Source organism: Gilliamella sp. B3892, assembly GCF_026536305.1.
Classification (GTDB): Bacteria; Pseudomonadota; Gammaproteobacteria; order Enterobacterales; family Orbaceae; genus Gilliamella.
This window is the reverse complement of record NZ_JAFNOK010000010.1, coordinates 35,674-61,579: the sequence shown is the minus strand read 5'-3', so window position 1 is coordinate 61,579 and position 25,906 is coordinate 35,674. Positions and strand designations below refer to the sequence as shown.

Below are 25,906 nucleotides of genomic sequence, written 5' to 3'. Positions count from 1 at the left end.
AATTGAATGAAAAAATTAGTTTTAGCTTTAGCATTAATTTCAACCTCTGCGCTTGCAAGCAATAGTGATATTTTAAAAAGCTTCGAAAAACTGGGGTACAATTCCAATACAATAAAAATTAATAATTCGCCGATAAAAGGCTTAAAAGCGGTTACCACAGATGACGGAATATTTTATGTTACTGCTGATGGGAAATATCTAACACAAGGTCCTTTTTATAACGTTGAAGGTGATGAACCGGAAAATATTGCCAATAAAGATAATTTAAATGCCATTAAAAAAATTGAAAAAGATGCAATCGTTTATCAAGCTAAAAATGAAAAGTATGTCATTTGGGTTTTCACTGATTATACATGCCATTACTGTAAATTACTCCACGAAAATATTGATCAATATTTAGATGCGGGCATTTCTGTTCACTACTTTGCCTTCCCACGAAGCGGTGTTAATAGTGAAGCAGGAAAAAATATGCAGTCAATTTGGAGCGTAGCTGATCGTAAAGCAGCCTTTGACGATGCTTACAAAGGCAAAAAAATCTCACCAGCAACAAGCATGGTACCTTACGTCACCCAACAATTTGATGTGGGTAGAAGTTTAGGTATTTCTGGTACGCCAGCTATTGTTTTGCCTGACGGACAACTTGTTTCGGGTTATGTACCGGCCGATAAGTTAATTGAAATTTTAGATAAAAAAAATCCTTAAAATATTTCAATTAATTAATAATTTAGCACTAATTTAATATCCATGTTAGCGCCAATGCGCTAACATTTACATTATGAGAAAAAATAGATTATTACATCGTCCGTTACCGCAATCGCTCCCGGAATTACCGAAAGATATTCCGCAACTATTGCAGCGAATTTATGCACTACGAGGCGTGAAATCAATAAAAGAACTTGACTATACCACACGCAATTTAACCGGTTATGATAATTTAGATGGTATCAATGATGCTGTCGAATTGCTTTATCAAGCAATGAAAAATAATCAACGTGTTATGATTGTCGGTGATTTTGATACCGACGGCGCAACCAGCACCGCTTTAACAGTCAGAGCCCTAAAAAAAATGGGGTGCCAATTTGTTGATTATATTATACCTGATCGTTTTCAAGACGGTTATGGTTTAAGCACCAGTGTGGTTGAGAAAGCCATAGCTCAAAAAGCCGATCTTATTGTGACTGTCGATAATGGGATATCTTCATTCGATGCGGTTGAATTTGCCAAACAATCGAATATTGCGGTTATCATCACCGATCATCACTTATGTCCGGAGCAGTTACCTAATGCTGATGCCATAGTCAATCCGAATTTGCCTGATTGCGCTTTCCCTTCTAAACATTTAGCCGGCGTAGGTGTGGCGTTTTATTTAATGCTGGCTTTACGGGCTAAATTGCGCAAGGAAAACTGGTTTGCTAGCAATAACTTAGAAGAATATAACATTGCCAGCTTACTGGACTTAGTGGCTTTAGGAACGATTGCTGATGTGGTGCAATTAGATCATAACAATCGTATATTAGTACATCAAGGAGTCAATCGGATTCGTTCCGGCTATTGTTGTGCTGGTATCAAAGCATTATTGCAAGTTGCGAAAAAAGAGGCGGCTTGTTTTACCTCTATCGATCTTGCTTACTATATTGCGCCGCGCTTAAATGCCGCAGGAAGAATGGATAATATGTCATTGGGAGTGGAATTATTACTCTGTGATGATTTTGACACCGCCATTAAACAAGCAACCGAACTTGATGCGTTAAATAACGATCGCAAATTAATCGAACAAACAATGCATAAAGAAGCGTTATCGCTTATTGAAAAGATAGAAACACAAAAAGCGGCAATTCCTAGTGCATTAGTTGTTCATCATCCACAATGGCATCAAGGGATTATTGGGATATTATCGGCTCGGTTGAAAGAGAAATACTATCGGCCAGTGATTTCATTTGCTTCAACACAAGACGGTCTATTAAAAGGCTCCGGCCGATCGATTGCCGGTTTACATTTGCGTGATCTGATTGAACAGTTAGATCAGCTTCATCCTGATCTTTTAGTCAGCTTTGGTGGACACGCTATGGCGGTGGGTTTGTCTATTCGAGAACAAGATTTAGCCCATTTTACCGACAGTTTTGAAGCACTGGTTGATCAAGTATTAAATGATGAACTGCTTGAACAAGTGATTGAAACCGACGGTGAGATAGCCGGTCAAGATTTCAATTATGCTATAGCCAAACAGCTAAAAGATTCCGGCCCATGGGGAGAAGGCTTTTCCGAACCAATTTTTGACGGTGATTTTATCGTTCACAGACAGCAGTTATTTGCCGAAAAACATCTTAGATTAGTACTGGAGCCCAAACAAGGCGGACCCATTATTGAAGGGATATATTTCAATGCTGATACAACTAAATGGCCTGATCAGTCAATCAAAAATGTAACAATCGTTTATCACTTAGGTGTCGATGAGTTTCGAGGCAATCAAGCTGCAAAATTAATGATAAGGCATTTATGGCCTATCGCATAAGCCATAAAAATCGACTATAATTAACGAAACTACTTCAAAAAACCTATTTAACCAAACTGGTAACAAAACCATTATTTTTTACTACAATTTATACAAAGTTAAGGACTAAAAATGCATATTCATATTCTTGGTATCTGTGGCACATTTATGGGAGGAATTGCATTAATAGCCCGCTCACTAGGTCACAAAGTCACCGGTTCAGACAAAAATGTTTACCCGCCGATGAGCACCTTATTACAACGAGAAAATGTCGAAATCATTGAAGGCGACGATCCTGCGCAATTAAATCCTACACCGGATTTAGTTATCATTGGTAACGCATTATCACGGGGTAATCCTTGTGTGGAATACATTTTAGATAATAACATTCCTTATATCTCAGCACCGCAATGGTTGCATGACAATGTATTAAAAGATCGCTGGGTGATTGCGGTTGCTGGTACTCATGGTAAAACCACTACCGCCAGCATGGTAAACTGGATCTTAGAACAACAAGGCTTTAAGCAAGGCTTTGTTATTGGTGGCGTACCTGGAAACTTTGACATATCAGCCAGATTAGGCGAAGGAAATTTCTTTGTTATTGAAGCTGACGAGTATGACTGTTCGTTCTTTGATAAACGCTCCAAATTCATGCACTATTGCCCGAAAACGCTAATAATGAACAATTTAGAATTTGACCACGCTGACATATTTGATGATCTCAGCTCAATTCAAAAACAGTTTCATCACTTAGTGCGCTTAGTGCCAAGTAAAGGTCTGATTATTGCACCACAAGAAGATGTCAATCTTAAACAGGTATTAGCCAAAGGTTGTTGGAGCGATCAAATATTTACTGAATCGGAAACAGGTTGGTTAGCCCAACGAATGAATAACGATGCCAGCCACTTTGCGGTCTACTTTAATGGTAATAAAGTAGGCGAAGTTCGATACTCTTTAGTTGGTGAACATAATATGCACAACGCCATAATGGCTATTGCTGCTGCCAACAATGTCGGGGTTAAGGCTGAAGATGCTTGTCAGGCATTAGGCTCATTTATCAATGCCAAACGACGTTTAGAGTTATATGGTCAAGTGAATAATATTGAAATTTATGATGACTTTGCGCATCATCCAACCGCAATTTTAGCGACGTTAGAAGCATTACGCAGTAAAATTGGTGCTAATCGCCGAATTTTAGCCGTACTCGAACCACGTTCCAACACCATGAAACTCGGTATATCTAAAGATGAGCTTGCACCGTCGCTTGGGCGGGCTGACGAAGTTTACATGTTCCAACCGGAACAGTTACCTTGGTTGGTTGTTGATGTTGTTGATGCCTGTATTCAACCGGCTTATTGGTCGGGCGATATCGATCTTTTAGTTGAAATGATCACAAAATCCGCAAAACCGACCGACGCCATATTGATTATGAGTAATGGTGGTTTTAATGGTATTCATAAAAAGATTTTAGATAGTCTGGAAAAACAACAAATTAAAAATCAGCAAGACAAACCCTTGTTAATCAAATAGTCGTTTTCACCCCTTCAAAGATATGCCACAGCGTGTGGCATATCGTTACCAACAAGGAGGCTGCATGCAATACTTAGTCACCTCGTCTGAAATGCAGCACTATGATGCTCATACTTCGCAAACAATCGGCTTGCCTTCACTAGTGTTAATGGAACGAGCGGCATTAGCGGTCGCCAATCAACTTCAAACTGAAGATTTTAACCTAAGCAGAGTTGCGCTCATATGTGGTTATGGTAACAATGGTGGAGACGGCATTGCCGTTGCGCGTTTACTCAAATTACAACATATCGATGTGACAGTCTATTTAGTTGGCTTACCTAATAGTGCATCGGCTCAAACATTACAGCAAATTAAAATCGCTCAGCACTATCAAATCCCTGTCATGACATCGTTACCCGATTCACTTTCGTCCTATACAACGGTTGTCGATGCTATTTTCGGTATCGGTCTTAATCGCAATGTTAGTGGTGAATTTTTGCGGGCTATTGAGCTGATTAATCAAAGTCATGCCGATGTGCTGGCGATTGATATCCCTTCCGGCGTGTGTGCCGACACCGGAAAAATATTAGGTGCGGCGGTAAAAGCGAAACAGACAGTAACCTTTGCCTATTCTAAGCTCGGATTATCCTTCTATCCCGGCCTTGAGTTAGCCGGCAAAGTAACGATTGCCGATATTGGGATTTATGCCGACAAACCGGCTTCGCATTATACTTTCGAGCAAGATGATCTCGATAAATTATTACCGGTACGAGCAAATGACTCCCATAAAGGCTCTTATGGTAAAGTATTGACAATCGCCGGTTCGCAAAACATGTCCGGTGCCGCTTACTTATCGGCTAAAGCCGCCTATCGAGCCGGCGCCGGGTTAGTACGTATTTACACACCAATTTGTAATAGCACTATTTTATTATCCCAACTCCCCGAAGCATTATTATCGCCTTTTACACCAAATCACGTTAATTTTACTGAACTTGAAACATGGATAAATTGGGCATCGGTAATTGTTATCGGCCCCGGTATGGGGGTATCAGATGATAGTCATCAGATTTTATCTTACGTGCTTAACCATGCGGCCGTGCCAATTATTATTGATGCTGACGGACTTAATGTGTTATCGCAAGATTTGTCATTACTTAAGCAAGCCAAATCGCCCATTATCCTTACACCACATTTAGGTGAAATGGCCAGCCTAACCAAACGCGCTATCGATGAAATTAAACATAACTTAATCGCAACAGCAAAAACTTTTTCGCAAAAGCACAATGTCATTTGTGTGTTAAAAGATGCTAAGACCGTCGTTGCCCAACCTCACAAACCGACTTATATTAATCAATCGGGTAATAATGGTATGGCAACGGCTGGATCAGGTGATGTGTTAACAGGCATAATAGCCGGACTCATTGCCGGTCATTTACCCGCCGCTCAAGCAGCCCCAGTAAGTGTTTACTTGCACGGTTTGGCTGGTAATAAAGCAGCTGAAAAATTAAATAAATACAGTTTATTAGCTTCTGATATTATCGAAGGTTTAACCCATATACTACCCAATTAATCCCAAAATAACAGGCTCGAAACCCAATGCATTATCTCTATATTGAGGATAACTCATGAATGAAACAACCGAAATGGTTGCAATGTTATGTCGCAGAATAAAAATGGCAAGAATTGAAAAAAATTTATCACAACAAGAACTTGCCCAAAAATCTGAGCTTGGCATAGCAACCATTAAACGCATCGAAAGTGGTGAATCCATTACTTTACATACACTGATTAACGTACTAAAAGGATTGGGCGAGCTTGATCAGCTCAATAATTTACTTGCCTACAATGAACTGATGCATCATACATCAACTGAGCAAGCTAAACGAAAAAGAAAGTTACGTTCAATAAAAAGTGAAAAAGTCGATATGCTGGCCAATAATGATTTTTTACGTTCTAAAGTCAATACCATGCGCTGGAAATATTAACTTTGATCGCTTCAATTCGCCAAATTGTTAGTCGGCGAATTGAAGGATTAACTTATCGCAGTTAACGGCAAATTAACTACAATGAACGGTAATTGCCAGCCCGCCTCGTGATGTTTCACGATATTTAGCGTTCATGTCTTTACCGGTTTCATACATGGTTTCAATCACCTTATCAAGCGACACTTTGGCAACGGTTGTGCGTCTTAAAGCCATACGAGTGGCATTAATTGCTTTAACAGCGGCGATAGCATTACGCTCAATACATGGCACTTGTACTTGCCCGGCAACCGGATCGCAAGTTAAACCTAAATTATGTTCCATGGCAATTTCAGCGGCCATACAAACTTGTTGCGGATTCCCACCTAAAAGCTCAGCAAGCCCAGCGGCAGCCATGGAGCAAGCAACACCAACTTCACCCTGACACCCTACTTCTGCACCCGATATTGAGGCATTTTTTTGATAAAGCTGCCCAATTGCTCCACAAGTTAAAAAGAAACGCATTGAGATATCCGGCGTAACAGGATTAATAAACTTATCATAATAGGCAAGCACCGCAGGAATGATCCCACATGCACCATTAGTTGGCGCCGTGACAACCCGCCCACCGGCAGCATTTTCTTCACTCACCGCTAAGGCAAACATATTGACCCAATCAATAATGACCATAGGATCGCTGATAATATTATCTTTGGTGGTCGATAATTGACGGTACAAGGAAAACGCTCGGCGTGGCACTTTAAGCGGGCCGGGTAATAACCCTTCGGTATTCATGCCCCGTTTAATACAATCTAAAATAGTCTGCCCGACACGATGAAAATAGTCTTCAATCTCTTCATAAGAGTGCAATTCCAGCTCGTTTTTCATCATAATACTGGAAATGGATAACGAATTATCTTCACACGATTTTAATAGCTGTGCGGCAGTCGAAAATGGATAAGGCAACAAAACCGGATTTTGCTCTTGCTGACCAAATTGCGCCTCTTCAACAATTTTGCCCCCACCAACAGAGTAGTAAGTTTTTTGAAACAGCAGCTCATCGCCATGATAAGCGCTTAATGTCATACCGTTTTCATGTAATGGTAAAAATTTAGAATGAAAAACCATACACTCAGCTAGTGGAAAATCAATTTCATAACGATTGTCATAAATCGATAACCGATTAGTCTGACTAATTTTTTCAATAAATATCGGGATGTTATCAATATTGACGGTATCGGGTTTTTCACCAGCCAGCCCCAGAATAATGGCGATATCGGTCTGATGCCCCTTACCGGTTAGTGATAATGAACCATAAACATCTGCTACAATTTTGGTTACAGACGGCATCAACCCTTGACTTATCAGCTCATCGACAAATGCTTTTCCAGCTCGCATTGGTCCGACTGTATGTGAACTTGACGGCCCAATACCGATTTTAAATATTTCAAATACCGAACTCATATTTTTCCCTTTTCAAAGCCCAATGTAACTGAGCCTTTTTGATAAAAACTTTATAGATTACTCAAACAAATTGGATAACAAACATCTGTGTTAAAAGCTTAACAACCACCAGTTAGGACAAAACGCCTCACGCTTAGAATGAAAAATTAGGACTGCTTTATAACACAATTGCTATCAACTTGAAGAATATTTATCCGCCTATTAACCTAAGCGGATTTTTTCTTTAAATGGTCATCATTACTGATAAATTCAAGCTTAAAGCAAATTATAAATCGCTGCTGAAATAGCAATCAAACCCATAATGACAATAAATACATTACTTAATTTGCCACGATACTTAGCTAATGCCGGTAATTTGTTGATCGCATACATTGGCATTAAAAACAGCAGTATCGCTAAAATTGGACCACCCAATGATTCAATTAAACCTAAAATACTCGGATTAAGTGTGGCTGTTCCCCAGGCCGTGATAAACATAAAGCCAATGGCAATTTTATCTAATTTTGCCGGTGAAATTGTCTTATCACAGCTACGCAGTGCTTTATTAACCACGCCATTAAAGCCCTCTTTACCCCCTAAATAGTGGCCTAAAAATGATTTCGCCATTGCAATAAACGCAATTGGGGGACCAATATACTCAATAACAGGTGAATTAAATCGGTTTGCCAAATAAGATAATGTCGAAATATTTTGTGCTTTTGCATCCAACAGCTCAGCAGGGGTTAAGCAAAGTGCACAGCTAAACACAAAAAACATGACCGTTACAACCATCATTATATTACTTGCAGCAATAATTGTAGAGCATTTTGGTTCAGCGTAAACATCGCCATACTCTTTGCGTTTAGCAACGGCTAAAGAAGAGATAATTGGAGAGTGATTAAATGCAAATACCATAACCGGAATAACCAGCCACAGCGTCATTAAAATACTTTGACTGCCGTCACTACCGGCCCCACTTAATGATACGTTAGCAAAAATTTCACCATTCCATTCCGGAATTAAAAATAGCGCTAAAATCATCAATACAGCAATAAAAGGAAACACTAAAATCGACATCACTTTGACAATCAGCTCTTCACCAAAGTGAACAATCGACATTAAAAAAGCGACTAATACAAAAGATAATAACGCCCTCGGTATCGATGCCATGCCTAATTGATGTACCATAAAGCTATCAACAGTATTGGTGATACCAACGCTGTAAACCAATAAAATCGGGTAGATAGCAAAAAAATAGAGCACCGTGATAAAGTTGCCGGCAGTTCGTCCAAATGCCTCTTCAACCACCACTGTAATATCGCCTTCAGGTTTTTTACCCGATAAAACAAATCGACATAACGCTTGATGAGCATAAAATGTCATCGGAAAGGCAAGGACTAACATCACCAATAGTGGAATCAAGCCCCCGACACCGGCATTTATTGGTAAAAACAGAACGCCAGCCCCGATTGCAGTGCCATACAGACTTAGCATCCATAAGGTATCACTTTTACGCCACTTAGGTAATTTTACCCCATTGGTACCCCCAACAACATCTTTGTTTTCTACAGCATTATCCATATAAAATTCTCCTATACCTAAAAATTTGGGCGTATGATATCAATTTAACAACGTTACTAAAGTGATCTACATCACACAAATAAATAAAAAATTAAATATAATCAATGAGATAAACATATCTTTTTTGATACTTAGCCAATTTCCTAATTACTAAGGCATCATTTTTGATACGAAATGCATAAAAATCACTATCCTAATTACATAAATCTGTAGGTTGATCTAACTAAACTCGTTTAAACCAATTATGCCACTGCAAAAAAAATAACAATAAAATTACTTTAGTGTTACGTTAGGTACTGCTAAACTAGCTAACATTTTTATTATATTTATAGATAAATTATTTTTTCAGGATAAACGTATGCGAACCAGTAAATATCTTCTTTCTACGTTAAAAGAAACGCCTGCTGATGCTGAAGTCATTAGCCATCAATTAATGTTACGTGCCGGAATGATCCGCAAAGTTGCCGCGGGATTATATACTTGGCTACCGACTGGTTATCGTGTGCTAAAAAAAGTTGAAAACATTGTTCGTGAAGAGATGAATAAAGCCGGTGCGATCGAAGTGCTAATGCCGGTTGTTCAACCTGCCGATATTTGGCAAGAGAGCGGACGCTGGGAACAATATGGTCCGGAATTATTAAGAATTAAAGATCGTGGCGATCGTGATTTTGTCTTAGGTCCAACCCATGAAGAAGTCATTACTGATTTAGTGCGTAATGAAGTGAGTTCATATAAACAATTACCGCTAAATATTTATCAAATTCAAACAAAATTCCGTGATGAAGTTCGCCCAAGATTTGGCGTGATGCGATCACGTGAATTTATTATGAAAGATGCTTATTCGTTCCATACCACTCAAGAATCGCTTCAAGAAACTTATGATGATATGTATAAAGCCTATAGTGCGGTATTTACTCGTGCCGGATTAAACTTTAGAGCGGTGCGAGCGGATACAGGCTCAATTGGTGGTAACTGGTCACACGAATTTCAGGTATTAGCTGACAGCGGCGAGGATGATATTGTTTTTTCAACCGAATCGGATTACGCTGCCAATATTGAAATGGCACAAGCATTAGCTCCAACGCAAACTCGCCTTGCGCCAACAAGCGCCATGACATTAGTTGATACGCCTAATGCCAAAACTATTGAGGAATTAGTCGAACAATTTGAATTACCGATTGAAAAAACGGTTAAAACACTCATGGTTAAAGCAAGTAAAGAGAGTGGGCACCAGCTAGTTGCACTATTAGTCCGTGGTGACCATAGTTTAAATGAGATTAAAGCAGAAAAGATTGATATTGTGGCATCTCCTCTTGAATTTGCGACCGAAGAAGAGATACGGGCAATTGTTAAAGCTGGACCAGGATCATTGGGACCAATTAATCTCAATATGCCAATTATTATTGACCGTGATGTGGCTGTAATGAGTGATTTTAGTGCGGGCGCCAATATCGATCATAAGCACTACTTTAATATCAACTGGGAACGTGATTGCCCACTTCCTCGCATCGAAGATATTCGTAATGTTGTTGAAGGAGATATCAGCCCGGATGGTAAAGGCACGCTACAAATAAAACGAGGTATCGAAGTTGGGCATATTTTCCAACTGGGTACTAAGTACTCACAAGCAATGAAAGCCACTGTACAAGGTGAAGATGGTCAAAATCATGTGATGATCATGGGCTGTTATGGTATTGGTGTAAGCCGTATTGTTGCTGCTGCCATTGAGCAGTGTCATGATGAACGTGGGATTGTATGGCCGGAAGCGATTGCGCCTTTCAGTGTTGTGATTATACCTATGAACATGCATAAATCAGAAAAAGTACAAGCAACGGCTGAAAAGCTCTATGCCGACTTGCAAGCTGCTGGCATAGAAGTACTATTTGATGATCGTAAAGAGCGCCCGGGCGTTATGTTTGCTGATGCTGAGCTTATCGGTATTCCACACACCATTGTCATTGGCGAAAGAAACTTAGATAACGGCGAAGTTGAATATAAACATCGTGCCGGTGGTGATAAAACGCTGGTAAAAGTTGAAGATATCCTTAGCTTTATCCAAAAACGCCGTCAGTCAATTTAACACTGAATCAATTATCGAAGATGAATTATAAAACACAACATCTAATAGCAAACTATCCAAGCATGCTAAAACAATTGGTGATGCTATTATTGTTGTGTTATTTAATTTTGATTACCGCCGGTTGCCAGTTGCCGAATAAAAACCAGCTGGAACTACCCGGCAATTTTCATAAAATTTCTGATGATGTTTATCGCGCCGAACAACCAACAACGAAACAGCTACAGAATCTTAATGAGCTGGGCTTTAAAACTATCATTAATTTACGATTATTGCACAGCGATCGTGGTAGATTAACCGATACTAACCTCTCTGAGGTTTGGGTTAGAATGCGAGCCGGAGATATCAATGATGAAAACATGATTGAAGTGCTGACCGCTATTGCCAAATCCCCTAAACCGATTCTGATCCATTGTTGGCATGGTAGCGATCGCACCGGTGCAGTCAGTGCGATGTACCGTTTGGTTTTTCAAAACTGGACAAAAGAGCAAGCAATAAACGAATTGATGCAACCGGAATTGGGTTATCACAAAAAAGCATACCCCAATATCATACAATATCTGAAACAAGTGGATGTTGAAAAAATCCGTGCAGTCGTATTTCAATAATTCATTTTAGGTATAAAAAACCGTTCAAGTTCGCCTCAATACGCATTTTATGCTTTTTTAGGAAAGGTTATTAAAATTCAGTGTGGTATTGTCTTTTTTTCAGCTAAAATAACTGCCTATCACTCCTATGATTATGGTTGAAAAGAATGTTAAAGAAAGCAATCGCATTAGTTTTATCAAGTACATTATTATTACAAAATAGCGCTGTCGTCTACGCGAATAACATCTCCCTACCGGATATCGGCACCGCTGCCGCTTCGACCTTAAGTATTGGTCAAGAACTGGAAATGGGCGATTACTACATGCGAATGCTTCGAGCCAGTGCGCCAATCATTAACGATCCGGTTTTGAACCAATATATTAATGAGATTGGCAAAAAGTTAGTGTCAAAATCTGAATCCGTGCAAACCCCTTTCCATTTTTACATTATGCGAAGCGATGTGCTAAATGCTTTCGCCTTTTTTGGTGGAAATGTGGTGATTCATTCTAAACTTATATTAGATACCGATAACGAAAGCCAACTCGCCTCCGTTATGGCGCATGAAATTGGCCATGTTACTCAACGCCATTTGGCAAGAGCAATGGAAGCACAGAATCGTAATAGCCCTTATGTCTGGGGAGCTACGTTAGGCTCGTTATTGCTTACTTTAGCCAATCCTGAAGCTGGCATGGCAGCCATGACCGGCACGATGGCAGGATCGCAACAAAGCATGATAAGCTTTACTCAATCAAATGAACAAGAGGCCGATCGTGTCGGGCTTAGAACATTAGTTAAAGCGGGTTTTGATCCTAACGCTTCATCTGAATTTTTACAAAAACTCGCCGATCAAAGCCGTTTTACCACTAAACCGCCAGAAATTTTATTGACTCACCCCTTACCCAATAGCCGTTTAAGCGATGTTCGCAGCCGTTCCTTACAGTACGGTAAAAAAAATGTCTCCTCGTCAATAGACTACTATTTAGCCAAAGCACGACTTGCTATTCTTTATAACTCAAGAAATAAAAACATTGCTAAACTCTTGATTGAAGATTACAAAAAACTTAATACGCCACAAAGTAAAGTAGCCATTATCTATGCCAATGCGCTGGTTGATAATCATAATGGCAATAATCAGAAAGCTAAAGAGCAACTACAACCATTATTAGATAATGATCCAAACAATATCTGGTATATCGATTTAATGACCGATATTGATTTGGCAATGAATAATGGCAGCAGCGCTATTACTCGCCTGCAAGCGGCACTGAAACATTCACCGAATAACGCGGCATTAAAGCTTAACCTTGCAAATGCCTATATTAAAACGAAAAACTATCAGCAAGCAGCCAGTTTGTTACATCGTTATACCTTTGATAACAGTGATGATCAAAACGGCTGGGAATTACTGGTACAAGCTTACGGTGGCTTAAATTCACGCGCGCAAGAAATGAGCGCTCAAGCTGAAGTACAAGCGTTAGACGGTGATTTTGAAGGGGCAATTAATATCTTGCAAAATGCCAAACGTCAAACCAAAAACAATCAGACTTTAATTTCAAAGATTGATGCAAGAATTAATCAAATACAAAAACTACAAAAACGCTATGCGCCTTATCGAAGATAAAAAATAGCAAAACATCTCCAGACGACATTCACGATGAGTCTGGAGAATAAAATCACACTATTTTTGGTTTAAATGATCGACATTATTGAAGAATTTAACTGAAAATTGACCTTCTGTCTGATCATCTGATTGCTGATAGTTCACCACGCTAATACTGGTATTTAACATTCGTGGGAAGTAATCCTCGTCACGATGCAACCGCCAGTCACCGCCATTTAGAACGCAAAGCAATAAGCGCAATACCGTGCCATGCGAAACCACAAGAATGTTACCATTTTGTTCGGGTGCATTTTGCACAATGGTGGTTAATGCGTTTTTCATTCGGGATAGCACTTCAAGGTAGTTTTCACCTTGATTGACACTTGCATCAAAATTAGCCGGATCGGTTAAATAAGTATTAAATTCCGGGACTTCTTTTTTCAGCATAGGAACATGCTGACCTTCCCAGGTACCAAAATCCATTTCCCGAAGATCGGCAAGTTCAAATGTTGGTATCACATTATCATTTTCATGAATAATATAATCTCGAGTTTCCATTGCTCGTTGCTGAGGGCTGGAATACGCCTGCATAAAAGGCACATTTTTTAAATGCTGTCCGGTCACTTTAGCCCCTAAAATACCGTCTTGAGTTAAAGGAGAATTTTGCGATCCTTGCATCTGATCTTTAATATTCCACTCAGTTTGACCGTGTCTTATTAGATATAAATTTAGATCTTTCATTCGTGCTTACTACCTTTTAATTTTATGATTTTGACTGTTGATGTTTATCTTTTCTCAGCAATGCCAAACAAGTTTGCAAAGTCTCATCCATCGGCGCTTGTAGTTGCATTGGCTCTAAGCTTTTGGGATGAATAAATTTTACATTGGCAGCGTGTAAAAATAATCGATTCAACTCGGTTTTATTTAATAATACATCAAATTGATGACAACCATACCTGTCATCAAAAGCAATCGGGTGTCCGGTATATTGAGTATGCACCCGAATTTGATGCGTTCGCCCTGTGACAGGACTTGCTTTTATCAATGTGGCACATTCAAACCGCTCTTCAACTTTAAAGCGTGTTTCTGAAGGTTTACCATTTTTATCGACTTTAACGACTCGTTCACCACTTTTAAGCACATTTTTAAGCAACGGCGCTTGCACGACTTTGCATTCAGAAGGCCAACTGCCTTTGACTAAAGCAAGATAGTTTTTGGTCATCTGTTTTAATCGGAGTTGTTCATGCAGTGCTTTTAAAGCTGAACGTTTTTTAGCAATTAACAGCACACCCGAAGTTTCACGGTCGATACGGTGAACTAATTCAAGAAATTTTGCTTCTGGTCTTAACGCACGTAATCCCTCAATAACGCCAAAACTCAGCCCACTACCGCCGTGCACCGCGATGCCGGAAGGTTTGTTAATGGCCAAAATGACCTCATCTTCATAAATAATCGCTTTTTCTAAATCAGCCACTTTGTTGAGCTTAGTTGATATTTCCGGCGCGGGCTTTTCTGACACACGAATAGGCGGAATACGAATTTCATCCCCGATATTTAACTTATATTCGGGTTTTATACGTTTTTTGTTAACCCGCACTTCCCCCTTTCTCAATATGCGATAAATCATACTTTTTGGGACACCTTTTAAATGTGTGATCAAAAAGTTATCGATACGTTGAGTCGCATTTTCTTCAGATATCGTCACAAAAGTAACGTTTAATTTTTTTTGTGGGGCGTTTGTATGCATATAGGTGATAACTCGTTGATAATTGCTTCCCAATAATAATCCAGACTTTGAAAATGATTAGTTAATATATTCATTTTTTGTTCAAAATCATCAAAATAGTGTGCTCTATTTTTTTTATCATTTTTCCAATTATTTAAAAATAATTCATAATAATAAATAGAGAATAGAAATTGAAATAATCCAACATTTAATATAATTTTTTTCTTATTTGAAGGAAAAAATAAATAAACGTGATGATTAGTAATATTATATATTATCTTTCCATTTTCACTATCATCTAAAATTAATTCATTATTATTGAGATAGTTAGTTTCTTTTGTAAATTTAAAATCTAATTCTGTGGAGTTGGGTAAACCGATATTAAATAGTATTTCTGCATCTTCAATATTTAAACTATCTCTTAAATCATTGTTATCGTTTTTTATAATTAAATTATCTTGAAAAAATAATTTGATTTGCGCTAGTTGATTTGTCATTCTTCTTCCATTATTACTAGGAAAAACCGGTTTTTTGCAAATATTAAATTTTCAATATCTGCTTAAACTTTTTAAGTTTCTTTTGTTAAATCCGGATAGTCATAACTTTGATTAATTAGAGATGATGAGTCCACTATCAATGAGTAAAAGTCGTTTTACATTATTGAAAAATCCTCTACACTACCGCTAACTTAATAATAGAACATTTTCCAATACACTCACTGATGAATGATTATAACGGAATACGGGAGAATAAAATAGTATGTTAGCATTGCTCAATCAATACTCACGTGGAAGAATAGCATGGGCGCTATTATTTTTATCTACAGCTGTTTTTGAAATAACCGCACTCTATTTTCAACACGGTTTAGGGCTAGCCCCTTGTACGCTTTGTATTTATCAACGATGTGCAATTTACGGCATCATGTTAGGCAGTATTTTCGGATTAATTGCCCCCCAAAAGCTAATTTATCGCCTATTGGGTATTGCAATTTGGTTATATAGTGCCTATAAAGGTTTGAACTTAGCCATGTATCACGCCCATTTACAATTTGAACCCAATTTAACCGACAGCTGTGCTATAAACGTTCAATTTCCAAGTTGGCTACCATTAAATCAATGGTTTCCAAGCATGTTTAATGCTTATGGTAGCTGCGCTGAAAAAATATGGTCATTTTTAACCATTGAAATGTCACAATGGATGATTATCATTTTTGCCTGCTATATTATTGTCGGTATCATTGTCCTGTTTTCCCAAATTTTCCCAACAGCCAAAAGCTCGACGTGGCATAAATAATATTAGACTGGCACTTTTTGCCGAGTTTGTTAGAATGTGTGACAATTTTATTTTACAAATTGTCACACACAAATGCTTTTGGAATATCATCCGCCTACTGATCCGTGGCTTTCAATTCTATATCAAGATGATCATATTGTGGTTGTTAATAAGCAATCTGGTCTGCTATCTGTTTCGGGTAATAAGCCTCAATTTATTGACAGTATTATTCATCGTCTACAACAAAAATATAGTTATGTTGAATCGGTACATCGTTTAGATATGGCAACCAGCGGTATTATGGTCGCTGCGCTATCTAAACTTGCCGATCGTGAAATTAAGAAACAATTTAGAGAACGGATTCCGAAAAAAACTTATATCGCTGTTGTACATGGGCATATTGAACAAGATTGTGGCCAAGTTGAACTGCCTTTGATTTGTGATTGGCCTAATCGTCCACGGCAAATGGTTGATATGGAAAACGGTAAACATGCATTAACCGAATATCAAGTCGTTGCTCGCAATAGTGACAACACCACACGGGTTGAGTTATACCCGTTTACTGGTCGTTCGCATCAATTACGAGTACATATGCAAGCTATCGGACACCCAATTTTAGGCGATAAATTTTATGCGCACCCAGAAGCTTTTGCGATGTCGAAAAGATTGCTATTACACGCACAATCACTCACGATTAATCACCCTAAAACCGGGGAAAGCATGACATTTACTTGTGAACCGGAATTTTAAACCGCTAGGTAATCAGTAACCATTTAACTGACTAAAATAGCCTAAACAACATCAATCAATTAAGGAGCAACAAAATGCAACAAATTGTTTTAGCAACCAATAATCAAGGTAAGGTCAATGAGTTACAAACGCTATTAGCCGACGCCGGTTTTAATATTGTTGCGCAAAAACAGTTCAATGTTCCGGACGCTGAAGAAACAGGTTTAACCTTTGTTGAAAATGCTATTTTAAAAGCTCGTCATACTGCAAAATTAACCGGTTTACCCGCCATTGCTGACGACTCAGGATTAGTTGTTCAAGCGCTTAATGGCGCTCCTGGGATCTATTCGGCTCGTTATGCCGGTGAGCATGGCAACGACCAGAGTAATAATGAAAAATTACTCGATGCATTAAAAAATGTCCCGCCGGAAAATCGGCAAGCTTACTTTTATTGTGCGCTGGTATATTTGCAACATGAAAACGACCCAACGCCCATTATCTGTTTAGGTAAATGGGATGGTGTTATCTTAAATGAATTAAAAGGCGAAGGTGGTTTTGGTTACGATCCGCTGTTTTATATACCGCAACTCAATTGCACAGCAGCGGAGTTAACCAAAGATCACAAAAGCCAGATATCACACCGTGGATTAGCGCTTAAGCAGTTAATTGCCCAAATTAAAGCTAAGCACTAAAGCATCATGTTTTGCATGATTGTTTATACACAAAATTGCACAACAAGAAGTAAAAAGTATATACTTAAGGCAACAAATATGCTGGAGTTGTTATCATGATTTTAATGATAGTAAGTGGTCGTTCAGGTTCCGGAAAATCGATTGCGTTACGTGCATTAGAGGATATGGGGTTTTATTGTGTCGATAATATCCCGCTTGCACTATTACCACAATTAGCCGATTCATTAAAAAACAACAATACCCCTGTTGCCGTTAGTATTGATATCCGAAATTTACCCGCCAATTTTGACTTTAATCACGATGTATTACAGCGTTTACCGGCATCGGTAACCCCCGAAATTATCTTTTTCGATTGCAGTCGAAACACCCTTATTCGCCGTTACAGTGAAACAAGACGCATTCACCCTTTAACCAATCAAAAATATTCGTTAGAAGAAGCTATCGACCTTGAAGAAAAATTTCTGGAGCCATTAAAATCGCACGCTAGCTTAGTGATTAATACCGATAATCTTTCGGTACATGAGCTATCAAGTATTTTAAGATCTCGAATTTTAGGTAAAAAAGAGCGTGAATTAACTATTATTTTTGAATCGTTTGGCTTTAAACATGGTTTGCCGGTCGACGCCGATTTCGTTTTTGATGTGCGCTTTTTACCCAATCCACACTGGGATATCAATTTACGAGCCCTAACCGGATTAGATGAGCCGGTTAAGCAATATCTGTTAAAACATGACGAAGTGACCAATTTTATCTATCAAACAGCCAATTACCTTAAGCAATGGCTGCCTCTTTTAGAAAAAAATAACCGCAGTTATTTAACCATTGCTATCGGTTGTACGGGTGGTCAACATCGTTCGGTTTTTATTGCTGAGCAGTTAGCGGCGTTTTTCCGGGCGCAAAATAAACAAATTCAAGTTCGTCATCGCACGCTGGAAAAAAAGTAACCGCTACTGTTTGGTTAGCATAAACTGACACAATAGCTCAAATAATTGTCGATATTTGTCGAGTAGTTTTTCTAAGTAAAGTGGGTTTTGCGTAGGTAACTCCGGGGCTGGAATTAACTCGCTGATTTTAATTAATTCAATATCATCGGGTAAATTTGCCAGTTTAGATGTTAGTACATTCACCGTTTGTGGATGAGGATGACCAATTGCAATTGCCACGCCATGCTTGCGCGCAACGTTAATTGCTGATTCAAATTGCTGGCCGATTGCGGTTTCAGTTATTTTATCATCTAAAAAGACATCTCGCTCAAGAACGGGAATAGCGTACTGGCTTGCCGCCTCTTTGGTTTTAGTTCTACCGATTGTCTTACTATCTAAAAAAAACATTGAGTAGTTGCTTAAGGCTTTCATCACATGATTCATACCCGTAAGATCCGAGGTCATCAAACTCCCCATATGGTTATTGACACCAATTGCATAAGGTACACGCTCTACTGCATCGGTAACAATTCGACTCACGACAGACTCTTCCATATAAGGAAAAAGGGTATCTTTCTCGAGCGGTTGTTTTCCTGTAGGTGCCATAGGTAAATGAATAATCACATCATTACCATGCTGATGAGCTAGCGTTGCAATCTTCTGTGCATTTGGAGAATTAGGTAAAACAGCGATAGTAATATTGGGTGAAAGCGCAATAATTTTCTGTTCGTTACTTTGCCGATAACCAAAATCGTCGATAACCAAAGCGAGTTTTGCCGCCCAAACACAGTGGACATTAACGACCATTAAGCTAAAAAAAATAAAATGTACTAAACGTATCATCATTTTAACCACCCTCTTGGATCAAGCGCTTTACCGTCTCGCCTAATTTCAAAATATAAGCTTGGCGTATTTTGCCCGCCGCTTGAACCAACTAAAGCAATAGGTTGATTGGCATGAATTTTATCCCCAACATCAACTAAAACTCGTTGATTATATCCATATAAGCTCATATCGCCTTTACCATGTTCCAGTGCAACAACAAAACCATATCCTTGTAACCAACTGGCAAGAATAACTCGCCCATCTGCAATCGCTTTTACTTGTGTTCCGTCATTAGCATTAATTACCATTCCTTTCCAATGAAGTTCACCTTGTAAAGACTCACCAAATCGATGCGCAACAGTTCCGCTAACCGGCCAATCAAATTGGTGTCCGGGCTGACCAATACCACTGACACGAGCCATTAAACTGCGTTCGTCAGCGCTAAGTGTATAGTTTGTATTTTTCTGTTTTGCCTCAATGTGTTTTGCTTGTCTGGCTTCTTCTTCAGCAATAAGACGGCTCTCTCTTTCTGCCTGAGCAATTTTAGCTTGTAGTTTGGTTTCGTTTTCTTTTAGCTGAGCCAATTTTTGCTCATTTATTTGCATCGACGATTCAAGCGAGTTAATGGTTTTTTGCCGATCTTTTTGATTTTTCACAAGCCCGACTTGCTCTTGTTTCTGTTTGGTTTGTAATGCTTTTTGCGTAGTGAGTTTTATTTGTAACGCCGCTTTTTTATCGTTAAGTTGTAATTGCGTTTCACGCAGGGCATTAATTTGCTGCTCTCTTGCCTGATTGATATAACGATAATAGGTAATTAAACGTTCATTGCGATCGTTCTCTTCACTGGCAAAAATAAGTTCGAAACCGGTACTTTTTCCCAATTTAAACGCACTTTCAAGCTGTTTAGCTAATACCTGCCGTTGTTGCGTTTGTTTAGCGCTCAAATCATCGATTTGTTTAATTAATTGGTTGATTTCAGAATTGAGTTTTTTAAGTATGGTGCCATTTTTTTCAATGGATGTGAGTAGTTTGGCTATTTGTGTTTCTTGTTCTTTAAGCGCATTAACTAATTGTGTTCGCTCTTTTTTTTGCTCAGCTAAACGGGTTTCTTGCTCTTCAATGGATTGACGTATAATTTGTAATTGCTGATTATCATCAGCATACAAAAAACTAACTTTCATTAAGCAAATTAGCGTTACGACGACAATTTTGTTATGAATAGACATGGCGTTTGAATTTTTAGTTTATTACCAAGCAATTAAGATAGTTTTACTATACCGATAAATAAGCCAATATGCAAAATGAAAACAGTATCAAATCGGTTAAACAATATATTAAATTATATAATGATTAGGCATTTCACAAGCTTGAATAAAAAGTATAAAATACAGCACTATTTAAATTATTGAAAAATCAATTCAACCATTAAAGATAACATCATGCAAAAGTTTAATGTCAAAACCTTTCAAGGGTTAATACTTACGTTACAAGATTACTGGGCTAATCAAGGTTGTACGGTAATTCAACCGTTAGATATGGAAGTTGGCGCCGGCACCTCTCATCCGATGACCTGTTTACGTGCACTAGGACCTGAGCCTATCAATGCCGCTTATGTTCAACCTTCACGCCGCCCAACCGATGGTCGCTATGGTGAAAATCCCAACAGGTTACAACATTATTATCAGTTTCAAGTTATCTTAAAACCGTCACCAGAGAATATCCAAGAGCTCTATTTAGGATCACTCAAAGAGCTAGGACTCGATCCAACAATTAATGATATTCGTTTTGTCGAAGACAATTGGGAAAACCCTACGTTAGGCGCATGGGGATTAGGCTGGGAAGTTTGGTTGAATGGTATGGAAGTGACTCAGTTCACCTACTTTCAGCAAGTAGGCGGGCTTGAGTGTAAACCGGTAACAGGCGAAATAACTTATGGTTTAGAACGCTTAGCGATGTATATTCAAGGTGTCGATAGTGTTTACGATTTAATCTGGAGCGACGGTGCTTTTGGTAAAACTACCTATGGCGATGTGTTTCATCAAAACGAAGTTGAACAATCGACTTACAATTTTGAATATGCCAATATCGACTTTTTATTTTACTGCTTTGAACAACATGAAAAAGAAGCAAAATTTTTACTTGAATTAGAAAAACCTTTACCGCTACCTGCTTATGAACGAATTTTAAAAGCTGCACATTGCTTTAATTTACTTGATGCCCGTAAAGCGATTTCAGTAACTGAGCGACAACGCTATATATTGCGGATCAGAACATTAACCAAAATGGTTGCTGAAGCTTATTACGCCTCGCGTGAAGCACTTGGATTCCCGATGTGCCAAAATTCACCGTCAAACGAAAATGCATCATCTAAGTAGGAAGATAAATATTATGCAAAAAACATTTTTAGTGGAAATTGGTACAGAAGAGTTACCACCAAAATCACTCCGCACATTAGCGCAAAGTTTTGCCGCTAACTTTATTGAACAACTGGATATTGCTAATTTAGAACATGGTGAAGTACTTTGGTACGCATCGCCACGGCGTTTAGCGTTAAAAGTATTAAATTTAAATGATACTCAGCCCGATAGCCAAATTGTTAAACGTGGCCCGGCAGTGAGTGCCGCTTTCGATCAAGCAGGCAATCCAACCAAAGCGGCAGAAGGTTGGGCTCGTGGTTGTGGTATTAGCGTCGATCAAGCTGAGCGTGTGCAAACCGACAAAGGTGAATGGCTATCTTATACCCAATATCAAAAAGGTCAGGCGGTTGTTGATCTCTTGTGTGATATGGTAAAAGCCGCGCTGAGCAAATTACCAATACCTAAACCGATGCGCTGGGCGGCTCGTCAAGTTGAGTTTATCCGCCCTAGCCATACTGTGACAATGCTATATGGTGATGAGCTGGTTCCCGGCACAATTTTAGATATTCAATCAGACCGCATTATCCGTGGTCACCGTTTTATGGGTGAACAAGAGTTTACCATTGATCATGCTGATCAGTATCCGGACATTCTTGAGCAGCGTGGTAAAGTCATTGCTGATTATGACAAACGTAAATCAATTATCAAACAGCAAGCACAAGAGGCGGCAGCTAAACTTAACGGTAAAGCAGATTTAACCGAAAGTTTACTTGAAGAGGTCTCATCTTTGGTTGAATGGCCGGTTGTGTTAACGGCAAAATTTGAAGAGCGATTTTTAGATGTGCCGGCCGAATCACTGGTGTATACCATGAAAGGCGATCAAAAATACTTCCCTGTTTATGATAATCAAGGCAAATTACTGCCGAATTTTATTTTTGTTGCCAATATTGAATCAAAAGATCCACAAGTGGTGATTGCCGGTAATGAAAAAGTGGTGCGCCCACGTTTAGCCGACGCCGAATTTTTTTATAAAACCGATTTAAAACAGCGTTTAGAAGACCGCTTACCTCGCCTTGAAACCGTGTTATTTCAACAACAACTTGGCACCGTTAAAGATAAATCATTACGAATCGAAGCACTGGCCGGTTATATAGCCGAGCAAATTGGCGCTGATGTTGCTAAGGCCAAACGTGCCGGAAAATTAACTAAGTGTGATTTAGTCACTAATACCGTGTTTGAGTTTCCCGAAACGCAAGGTATTATGGGACGATATTTAGCCATAAAAGACGGCGAAAGTATTGAAGTTGCCACTGCCATTGAAGAACAGTATAAACCACGTTTTTCAGGTGATGAATTGCCGAGCACAAACGTATCATGCGCGGTTTCAATCGCTGAAAAAATGGATACCTTAGCGGGTATTTTTGGTATCGGTCAACACCCTAAAGGCGATAAAGACCCGTTCGCATTACGCCGTGCGGCAATCGGTGTTTTACGTATTATTGTTGAAAAAAGCTTACCTTTAGATTTGCTTGATTTAACAAACTATGCGACATCACTATATGGCGATAAGTTAAACAATAAAAACGTTGTGACCGATATTGTCAGCTTTATGCAAGGTCGCTTCCGAGCATGGTATCAAGAGCTTGGTTTTGCAATCGATACCATTCAAGCGGTGTTAGCACTTAATCCAACTAAACCGGCTGATTTTGATGCCCGGATTAAAGCTGTTACCCATTTTAGAACGCTACCGGAAGCCTCTTCACTGGCTGAAGCCAATAAACGGGTTTCAAATATTTTATCGAAAGCACAAGTGCAAATTCCCGATACTATTAATACGGCATTATTAGAAGCCGGAGCAGAAGGTGAATTAGCGAAACAAGTGGTGATATTAAACGATAAGTTAGCACCTTATTTTAATGAAGGTCGTTATCAAGATGCGTTAGTTGAATTATCATCATTAAAATCACCTGTTGATGAATTTTTTGCATCAGTCATGGTGATGGCTGATGATGAAAAAATTAAACTCAATCGCTTGGCCTTGTTGAAGAAACTGCAAAATTTATTTTTAAAAGTTGCCGATATCTCTTTATTACAAGCATAACAACTATCTTATTTATAATAACAAGTGGTAATCAAGCGATTGCCACTCAGTGGATATAATATGAACAAACAATCAAGTTTAAGATTTAATGAAGTTTTCAAGCAAACTATTCATTTTATTAGCAATCGAATTGGGACGATTATTATTACCTGCATCATTTTTGGTGTATTAATGACATTGGCTATCAATAGTTTCTTTTATCAAGAATTACTAACTGAATTTGAAACTAATCCTGCTGTTATTATCTATCCCTTTTTTCAGTTTTATTTAGTTCACACGTTTATAATTGCAATCATTATTGCAATGATTTATAGTTTTTCTCACTGTGATAATTTAAATATCAATAAATTAATATCTAACTCAGTAGCAAAATTTTTTCAGTTATGCGTTTTTTATTTACTATTTATTGGGGTGATATTATTTCCTTTAATGATCGTCATTTTTTTATTACAGCATGTATTGTTATTACTATTTCCCCAACAAGGTGAAACGATATTTGACCTAATGATGACGATTGTTTCTTTAATTTTTCTATTTGTATTTTATTTTTATTGCGCATCTATCGTTGAACCTAAACAAAAAAGATTTAAGGATCTTTTTGCCGATGCCTTTAATTTTAGGATAAATCTTAAATCAGCAACAGCAATAATGTTCATTTGTTATATTGTTTGTGTCTGTGTTGTCTTACCACCGGTATTAAACTCACTAAACGCTGAAAATTACTTTGTTGTTATGAGTATTTTATTTTGTTTGACTTACTTTCTGATTTTTGTGTTGATAAGCTTTTTTTATCGTTTCATCACTTTACAGACCAATAATCAAACACCTGTATCGAAAAAAGATGAAGATGATCAGCAGTATAACAGTCTTATTTTGTAATCACTTTGCTTACTCGCTGGCTTTCCGTCAGCGGGTTGTTAAAGTTAGTTATTCAACGATTAAGGCCAATATCCGGATTAAATATCATGACACCTGCGATAAATCTTCTCAAAAAGCACAATATTCGTTTTCATCTTCATCAATATGATCATGACCCCAAACAGACACATTTTGGTCAAGAAGCCATTGATAAACTTGATCCTGATTCAAATGTAGTTGCCGGTCAAATATTCAAAACGCTCATTGTCAATTTAAATGGTGACAATAAAACATTTGCTGTTTGTGTTGTACCGGTTAATACCCATTTGGATTTGAAAAAAGCCGCTAAAGCGCTCGAATGTAAAAAAGTTGAGTTAGCCGATCCAAATTTGGCACAAAAAATTACCGGTTATTTGGTGGGTGGGATAAGTCCATTAGGTCAAAAAAAGCAATTACCCACACTCATTGACATAAGTGCAAATCAATTCGAAACGATGTTTATATCAGGTGGGAAACGTGGTTTAGAAATTGAGATTGCACCGCAAGCATTGGCAAGTATAGTAAATGCTAAATTGGTTGATGTTAGTGTTTAAACCAAAACAGTTTTAACCGGATAAATAGGGGTTATTAAATCAGGAAGAAGGAATAAAAGATAAGATAAAACTATAATATTTTACGGCGTAAAAAAAGTTAATAGGCCACAAGACTAGGTCTTATGACCTCTAGATATCTTCTATCAATAAATCGACAGAAAATAAGCAAACAATTATTTGATTGCTTCTTTTAAGCTTTTACCAGAAACAAATGCTGGTACTTTACTTGCAGCAATTTTAATTTCTTTACCTGTTTTAGGGTTACGACCGGTACGAGCTTTACGAGCATTAACTTTAAACGTCCCAAAACCAACTAATTGAACTGGTTCACCTGCTTTTAATGATTCAGTTATAGCAGCTAAAGTAGCTTCTAAAGCTGTCTTTGCAGCAACTTTAGTTACACCAGCTTTGCTAGCAATTGCATCTACAAGTTCTGTTTTATTCATGGAGATATCCTTACATATTTATTTTATTGTTAATGTTGACATGATAAACAAAGTTAAAAAAACTTTGCAGCTGTAAACGTCTTTCAGACTACATTACTAGTAAATGTAGTCTATATTTCTCTAATGTTAAAGAA

At 38.3% G+C, this 25,906-nt stretch carries 24 protein-coding genes; 16 read left to right on the top strand and 8 right to left on the bottom strand.

The window, feature by feature from the left end; genetic code table 11:
* The first annotated feature begins 6 nt into the window (after nt 1–6).
* The 5 genes from dsbC (at nt 7) to J3U74_RS09955 (ending at nt 5,985) form a co-directional block, all read left to right on the top strand.
* Nucleotides 7–702 carry a bifunctional protein-disulfide isomerase/oxidoreductase DsbC gene (gene dsbC, locus J3U74_RS09975; RefSeq protein ID WP_267329308.1) on the top strand — a complete coding sequence of 232 codons (696 nt, stop codon included), beginning with the start codon at nt 7–9 and terminating at the stop codon, nt 700–702.
* Between the two features lie 73 nt (nt 703–775).
* Nucleotides 776–2,512: a single-stranded-DNA-specific exonuclease RecJ gene (recJ, locus tag J3U74_RS09970; protein ID WP_267329309.1), complete on the top strand. Its 1,737-nt coding sequence runs from the start codon at nt 776–778 to the stop codon at nt 2,510–2,512.
* Between the two features lie 111 nt (nt 2,513–2,623).
* Nucleotides 2,624–4,021, top strand: coding sequence for a UDP-N-acetylmuramate:L-alanyl-gamma-D-glutamyl-meso-diaminopimelate ligase (mpl, locus tag J3U74_RS09965; protein WP_220218806.1), 1,398 nt, complete (start codon nt 2,624–2,626; stop codon nt 4,019–4,021).
* Nucleotides 4,022–4,085: 64 nt separating this feature from the next.
* Complete coding sequence (locus J3U74_RS09960; protein WP_267329310.1) at nt 4,086–5,570, top strand: NAD(P)H-hydrate dehydratase; 1,485 nt, start codon at nt 4,086–4,088, stop codon at nt 5,568–5,570.
* 55 nt (nt 5,571–5,625) lie between these two features.
* On the top strand, nt 5,626–5,985 hold the full coding sequence (locus J3U74_RS09955) for a helix-turn-helix domain-containing protein (RefSeq protein ID WP_267329311.1): 360 nt from the start codon (nt 5,626–5,628) through the stop codon (nt 5,983–5,985).
* Between the two features lie 72 nt (nt 5,986–6,057).
* On the opposite strand, the gene J3U74_RS09950 is transcribed toward J3U74_RS09955, so the two are convergent.
* Together J3U74_RS09950 and J3U74_RS09945 are read right to left on the bottom strand one after the other, a co-directional pair.
* Complete coding sequence (locus J3U74_RS09950; protein WP_220218803.1) at nt 6,058–7,425, bottom strand: L-serine ammonia-lyase; 1,368 nt, start codon at nt 7,423–7,425, stop codon at nt 6,058–6,060.
* Nucleotides 7,426–7,680: 255 nt separating this feature from the next.
* Entirely contained in the window at nt 7,681–8,985 is a 1,305-nt protein-coding gene (locus tag J3U74_RS09945; protein ID WP_267329312.1) for a serine/threonine transporter, read from the bottom strand.
* A 358-nt stretch (nt 8,986–9,343) separates the two neighbouring features.
* On the opposite strand from J3U74_RS09945, the gene proS reads away from it, so the two are divergent.
* The 3 genes from proS (at nt 9,344) to J3U74_RS09930 (ending at nt 13,271) form a co-directional block, all read left to right on the top strand.
* Complete coding sequence (proS, locus tag J3U74_RS09940; protein WP_220218801.1) at nt 9,344–11,065, top strand: proline--tRNA ligase; 1,722 nt, start codon at nt 9,344–9,346, stop codon at nt 11,063–11,065.
* A 62-nt stretch (nt 11,066–11,127) separates the two neighbouring features.
* Entirely contained in the window at nt 11,128–11,670 is a 543-nt protein-coding gene (locus tag J3U74_RS09935; RefSeq protein WP_267329313.1) for a fused DSP-PTPase phosphatase/NAD kinase-like protein, read from the top strand.
* Between the two features lie 137 nt (nt 11,671–11,807).
* Nucleotides 11,808–13,271: a M48 family metalloprotease gene (locus J3U74_RS09930; RefSeq protein WP_416379777.1), complete on the top strand. Its 1,464-nt coding sequence runs from the start codon at nt 11,808–11,810 to the stop codon at nt 13,269–13,271.
* 57 nt (nt 13,272–13,328) lie between these two features.
* On the opposite strand, the gene J3U74_RS09925 is transcribed toward J3U74_RS09930, so the two are convergent.
* Genes J3U74_RS09925 through J3U74_RS09915 form a run of 3 tightly spaced genes read right to left on the bottom strand, consistent with a single transcriptional unit; the run spans nt 13,329 to nt 15,473 of the window.
* Complete coding sequence (locus J3U74_RS09925; protein ID WP_220218798.1) at nt 13,329–13,991, bottom strand: histidine phosphatase family protein; 663 nt, start codon at nt 13,989–13,991, stop codon at nt 13,329–13,331.
* Nucleotides 13,992–14,013: 22 nt separating this feature from the next.
* Nucleotides 14,014–14,997: a 23S rRNA pseudouridine(955/2504/2580) synthase RluC gene (gene rluC, locus J3U74_RS09920; protein WP_220218797.1), complete on the bottom strand. Its 984-nt coding sequence runs from the start codon at nt 14,995–14,997 to the stop codon at nt 14,014–14,016.
* A complete protein-coding gene (locus J3U74_RS09915) occupies nt 14,967–15,473 on the bottom strand; it encodes a hypothetical protein (RefSeq protein ID WP_220218796.1) in 507 nt (168 codons plus the stop codon). Before J3U74_RS09915 ends, rluC begins: the two co-directional genes overlap by 31 nt.
* A gap of 262 nt (nt 15,474–15,735) precedes the next feature.
* Between J3U74_RS09915 and dsbB the strand changes: the two genes are divergently transcribed.
* From dsbB to rapZ, 4 genes are all read left to right on the top strand, one after another.
* Nucleotides 15,736–16,269: a disulfide bond formation protein DsbB gene (gene dsbB / locus J3U74_RS09910; RefSeq protein ID WP_220218795.1), complete on the top strand. Its 534-nt coding sequence runs from the start codon at nt 15,736–15,738 to the stop codon at nt 16,267–16,269.
* A 72-nt stretch (nt 16,270–16,341) separates the two neighbouring features.
* The gene (gene rluA, locus J3U74_RS09905; protein ID WP_267329315.1) at nt 16,342–16,998 is read left to right on the top strand and encodes a bifunctional tRNA pseudouridine(32) synthase/23S rRNA pseudouridine(746) synthase RluA; all 657 of its coding nucleotides are present in this window, start codon (nt 16,342–16,344) and stop codon (nt 16,996–16,998) included.
* 74 nt (nt 16,999–17,072) lie between these two features.
* A complete protein-coding gene (locus tag J3U74_RS09900; protein ID WP_267329316.1) occupies nt 17,073–17,669 on the top strand; it encodes an XTP/dITP diphosphatase in 597 nt (198 codons plus the stop codon).
* 95 nt (nt 17,670–17,764) lie between these two features.
* Nucleotides 17,765–18,613 carry an RNase adapter RapZ gene (rapZ, locus tag J3U74_RS09895; RefSeq protein ID WP_220218792.1) on the top strand — a complete coding sequence of 283 codons (849 nt, stop codon included), beginning with the start codon at nt 17,765–17,767 and terminating at the stop codon, nt 18,611–18,613.
* 3 nt (nt 18,614–18,616) lie between these two features.
* On the opposite strand, the gene J3U74_RS09890 is transcribed toward rapZ, so the two are convergent.
* Nucleotides 18,617–19,438 (bottom strand): divergent polysaccharide deacetylase family protein, encoded by an 822-nt coding sequence (locus J3U74_RS09890; RefSeq protein WP_267329317.1) that lies wholly within the window; start codon nt 19,436–19,438, stop codon nt 18,617–18,619.
* Nucleotides 19,435–20,643 carry a murein hydrolase activator EnvC gene (envC, locus tag J3U74_RS09885; RefSeq protein WP_220218790.1) on the bottom strand — a complete coding sequence of 403 codons (1,209 nt, stop codon included), beginning with the start codon at nt 20,641–20,643 and terminating at the stop codon, nt 19,435–19,437. The genes J3U74_RS09890 and envC overlap by 4 nt, the downstream gene beginning before the upstream one ends.
* A gap of 213 nt (nt 20,644–20,856) precedes the next feature.
* Between envC and glyQ the strand changes: the two genes are divergently transcribed.
* From glyQ to ybaK, 4 genes are all read left to right on the top strand, one after another.
* Complete coding sequence (gene glyQ / locus J3U74_RS09880; RefSeq protein ID WP_220218789.1) at nt 20,857–21,792, top strand: glycine--tRNA ligase subunit alpha; 936 nt, start codon at nt 20,857–20,859, stop codon at nt 21,790–21,792.
* A 10-nt stretch (nt 21,793–21,802) separates the two neighbouring features.
* Nucleotides 21,803–23,875, top strand: a complete 2,073-nt coding sequence (gene glyS / locus J3U74_RS09875; RefSeq protein WP_416379779.1) for a glycine--tRNA ligase subunit beta — start codon at nt 21,803–21,805, stop codon at nt 23,873–23,875.
* A 60-nt stretch (nt 23,876–23,935) separates the two neighbouring features.
* A complete protein-coding gene (locus J3U74_RS09870) occupies nt 23,936–24,754 on the top strand; it encodes a hypothetical protein (RefSeq protein ID WP_267329320.1) in 819 nt (272 codons plus the stop codon).
* A gap of 86 nt (nt 24,755–24,840) precedes the next feature.
* The gene (ybaK, locus tag J3U74_RS09865) at nt 24,841–25,326 is read left to right on the top strand and encodes a Cys-tRNA(Pro) deacylase (protein WP_267329321.1); all 486 of its coding nucleotides are present in this window, start codon (nt 24,841–24,843) and stop codon (nt 25,324–25,326) included.
* A gap of 173 nt (nt 25,327–25,499) precedes the next feature.
* On the opposite strand, the gene J3U74_RS09860 is transcribed toward ybaK, so the two are convergent.
* Complete coding sequence (locus tag J3U74_RS09860) at nt 25,500–25,772, bottom strand: HU family DNA-binding protein (RefSeq protein WP_220218785.1); 273 nt, start codon at nt 25,770–25,772, stop codon at nt 25,500–25,502.
* Nucleotides 25,773–25,906 lie beyond the last annotated feature (134 nt).

Coding starts and splice junctions, on each gene's coding strand:
- dsbC (WP_267329308.1), top strand. CDS start 7: ATGAAAAAATTAGTTTTAGCTTTAGCATTAATTTCAACCTCTGCGCTT.
- recJ (WP_267329309.1), top strand. CDS start 776: ATGAGAAAAAATAGATTATTACATCGTCCGTTACCGCAATCGCTCCCG.
- mpl (WP_220218806.1), top strand. CDS start 2,624: ATGCATATTCATATTCTTGGTATCTGTGGCACATTTATGGGAGGAATT.
- J3U74_RS09960 (WP_267329310.1), top strand. CDS start 4,086: ATGCAATACTTAGTCACCTCGTCTGAAATGCAGCACTATGATGCTCAT.
- J3U74_RS09955 (WP_267329311.1), top strand. CDS start 5,626: ATGAATGAAACAACCGAAATGGTTGCAATGTTATGTCGCAGAATAAAA.
- J3U74_RS09950 (WP_220218803.1), bottom strand. CDS start 7,425: ATGAGTTCGGTATTTGAAATATTTAAAATCGGTATTGGGCCGTCAAGT.
- J3U74_RS09945 (WP_267329312.1), bottom strand. CDS start 8,985: ATGGATAATGCTGTAGAAAACAAAGATGTTGTTGGGGGTACCAATGGG.
- proS (WP_220218801.1), top strand. CDS start 9,344: ATGCGAACCAGTAAATATCTTCTTTCTACGTTAAAAGAAACGCCTGCT.
- J3U74_RS09935 (WP_267329313.1), top strand. CDS start 11,128: ATGCTAAAACAATTGGTGATGCTATTATTGTTGTGTTATTTAATTTTG.
- J3U74_RS09925 (WP_220218798.1), bottom strand. CDS start 13,991: ATGAAAGATCTAAATTTATATCTAATAAGACACGGTCAAACTGAGTGG.
- rluC (WP_220218797.1), bottom strand. CDS start 14,997: ATGCATACAAACGCCCCACAAAAAAAATTAAACGTTACTTTTGTGACG.
- J3U74_RS09915 (WP_220218796.1), bottom strand. CDS start 15,473: ATGACAAATCAACTAGCGCAAATCAAATTATTTTTTCAAGATAATTTA.
- dsbB (WP_220218795.1), top strand. CDS start 15,736: ATGTTAGCATTGCTCAATCAATACTCACGTGGAAGAATAGCATGGGCG.
- rluA (WP_267329315.1), top strand. CDS start 16,342: ATGCTTTTGGAATATCATCCGCCTACTGATCCGTGGCTTTCAATTCTA.
- J3U74_RS09900 (WP_267329316.1), top strand. CDS start 17,073: ATGCAACAAATTGTTTTAGCAACCAATAATCAAGGTAAGGTCAATGAG.
- rapZ (WP_220218792.1), top strand. CDS start 17,765: ATGATTTTAATGATAGTAAGTGGTCGTTCAGGTTCCGGAAAATCGATT.
- J3U74_RS09890 (WP_267329317.1), bottom strand. CDS start 19,438: ATGATGATACGTTTAGTACATTTTATTTTTTTTAGCTTAATGGTCGTT.
- envC (WP_220218790.1), bottom strand. CDS start 20,643: ATGTCTATTCATAACAAAATTGTCGTCGTAACGCTAATTTGCTTAATG.
- glyQ (WP_220218789.1), top strand. CDS start 20,857: ATGCAAAAGTTTAATGTCAAAACCTTTCAAGGGTTAATACTTACGTTA.
- J3U74_RS09870 (WP_267329320.1), top strand. CDS start 23,936: ATGAACAAACAATCAAGTTTAAGATTTAATGAAGTTTTCAAGCAAACT.
- ybaK (WP_267329321.1), top strand. CDS start 24,841: ATGACACCTGCGATAAATCTTCTCAAAAAGCACAATATTCGTTTTCAT.
- J3U74_RS09860 (WP_220218785.1), bottom strand. CDS start 25,772: ATGAATAAAACAGAACTTGTAGATGCAATTGCTAGCAAAGCTGGTGTA.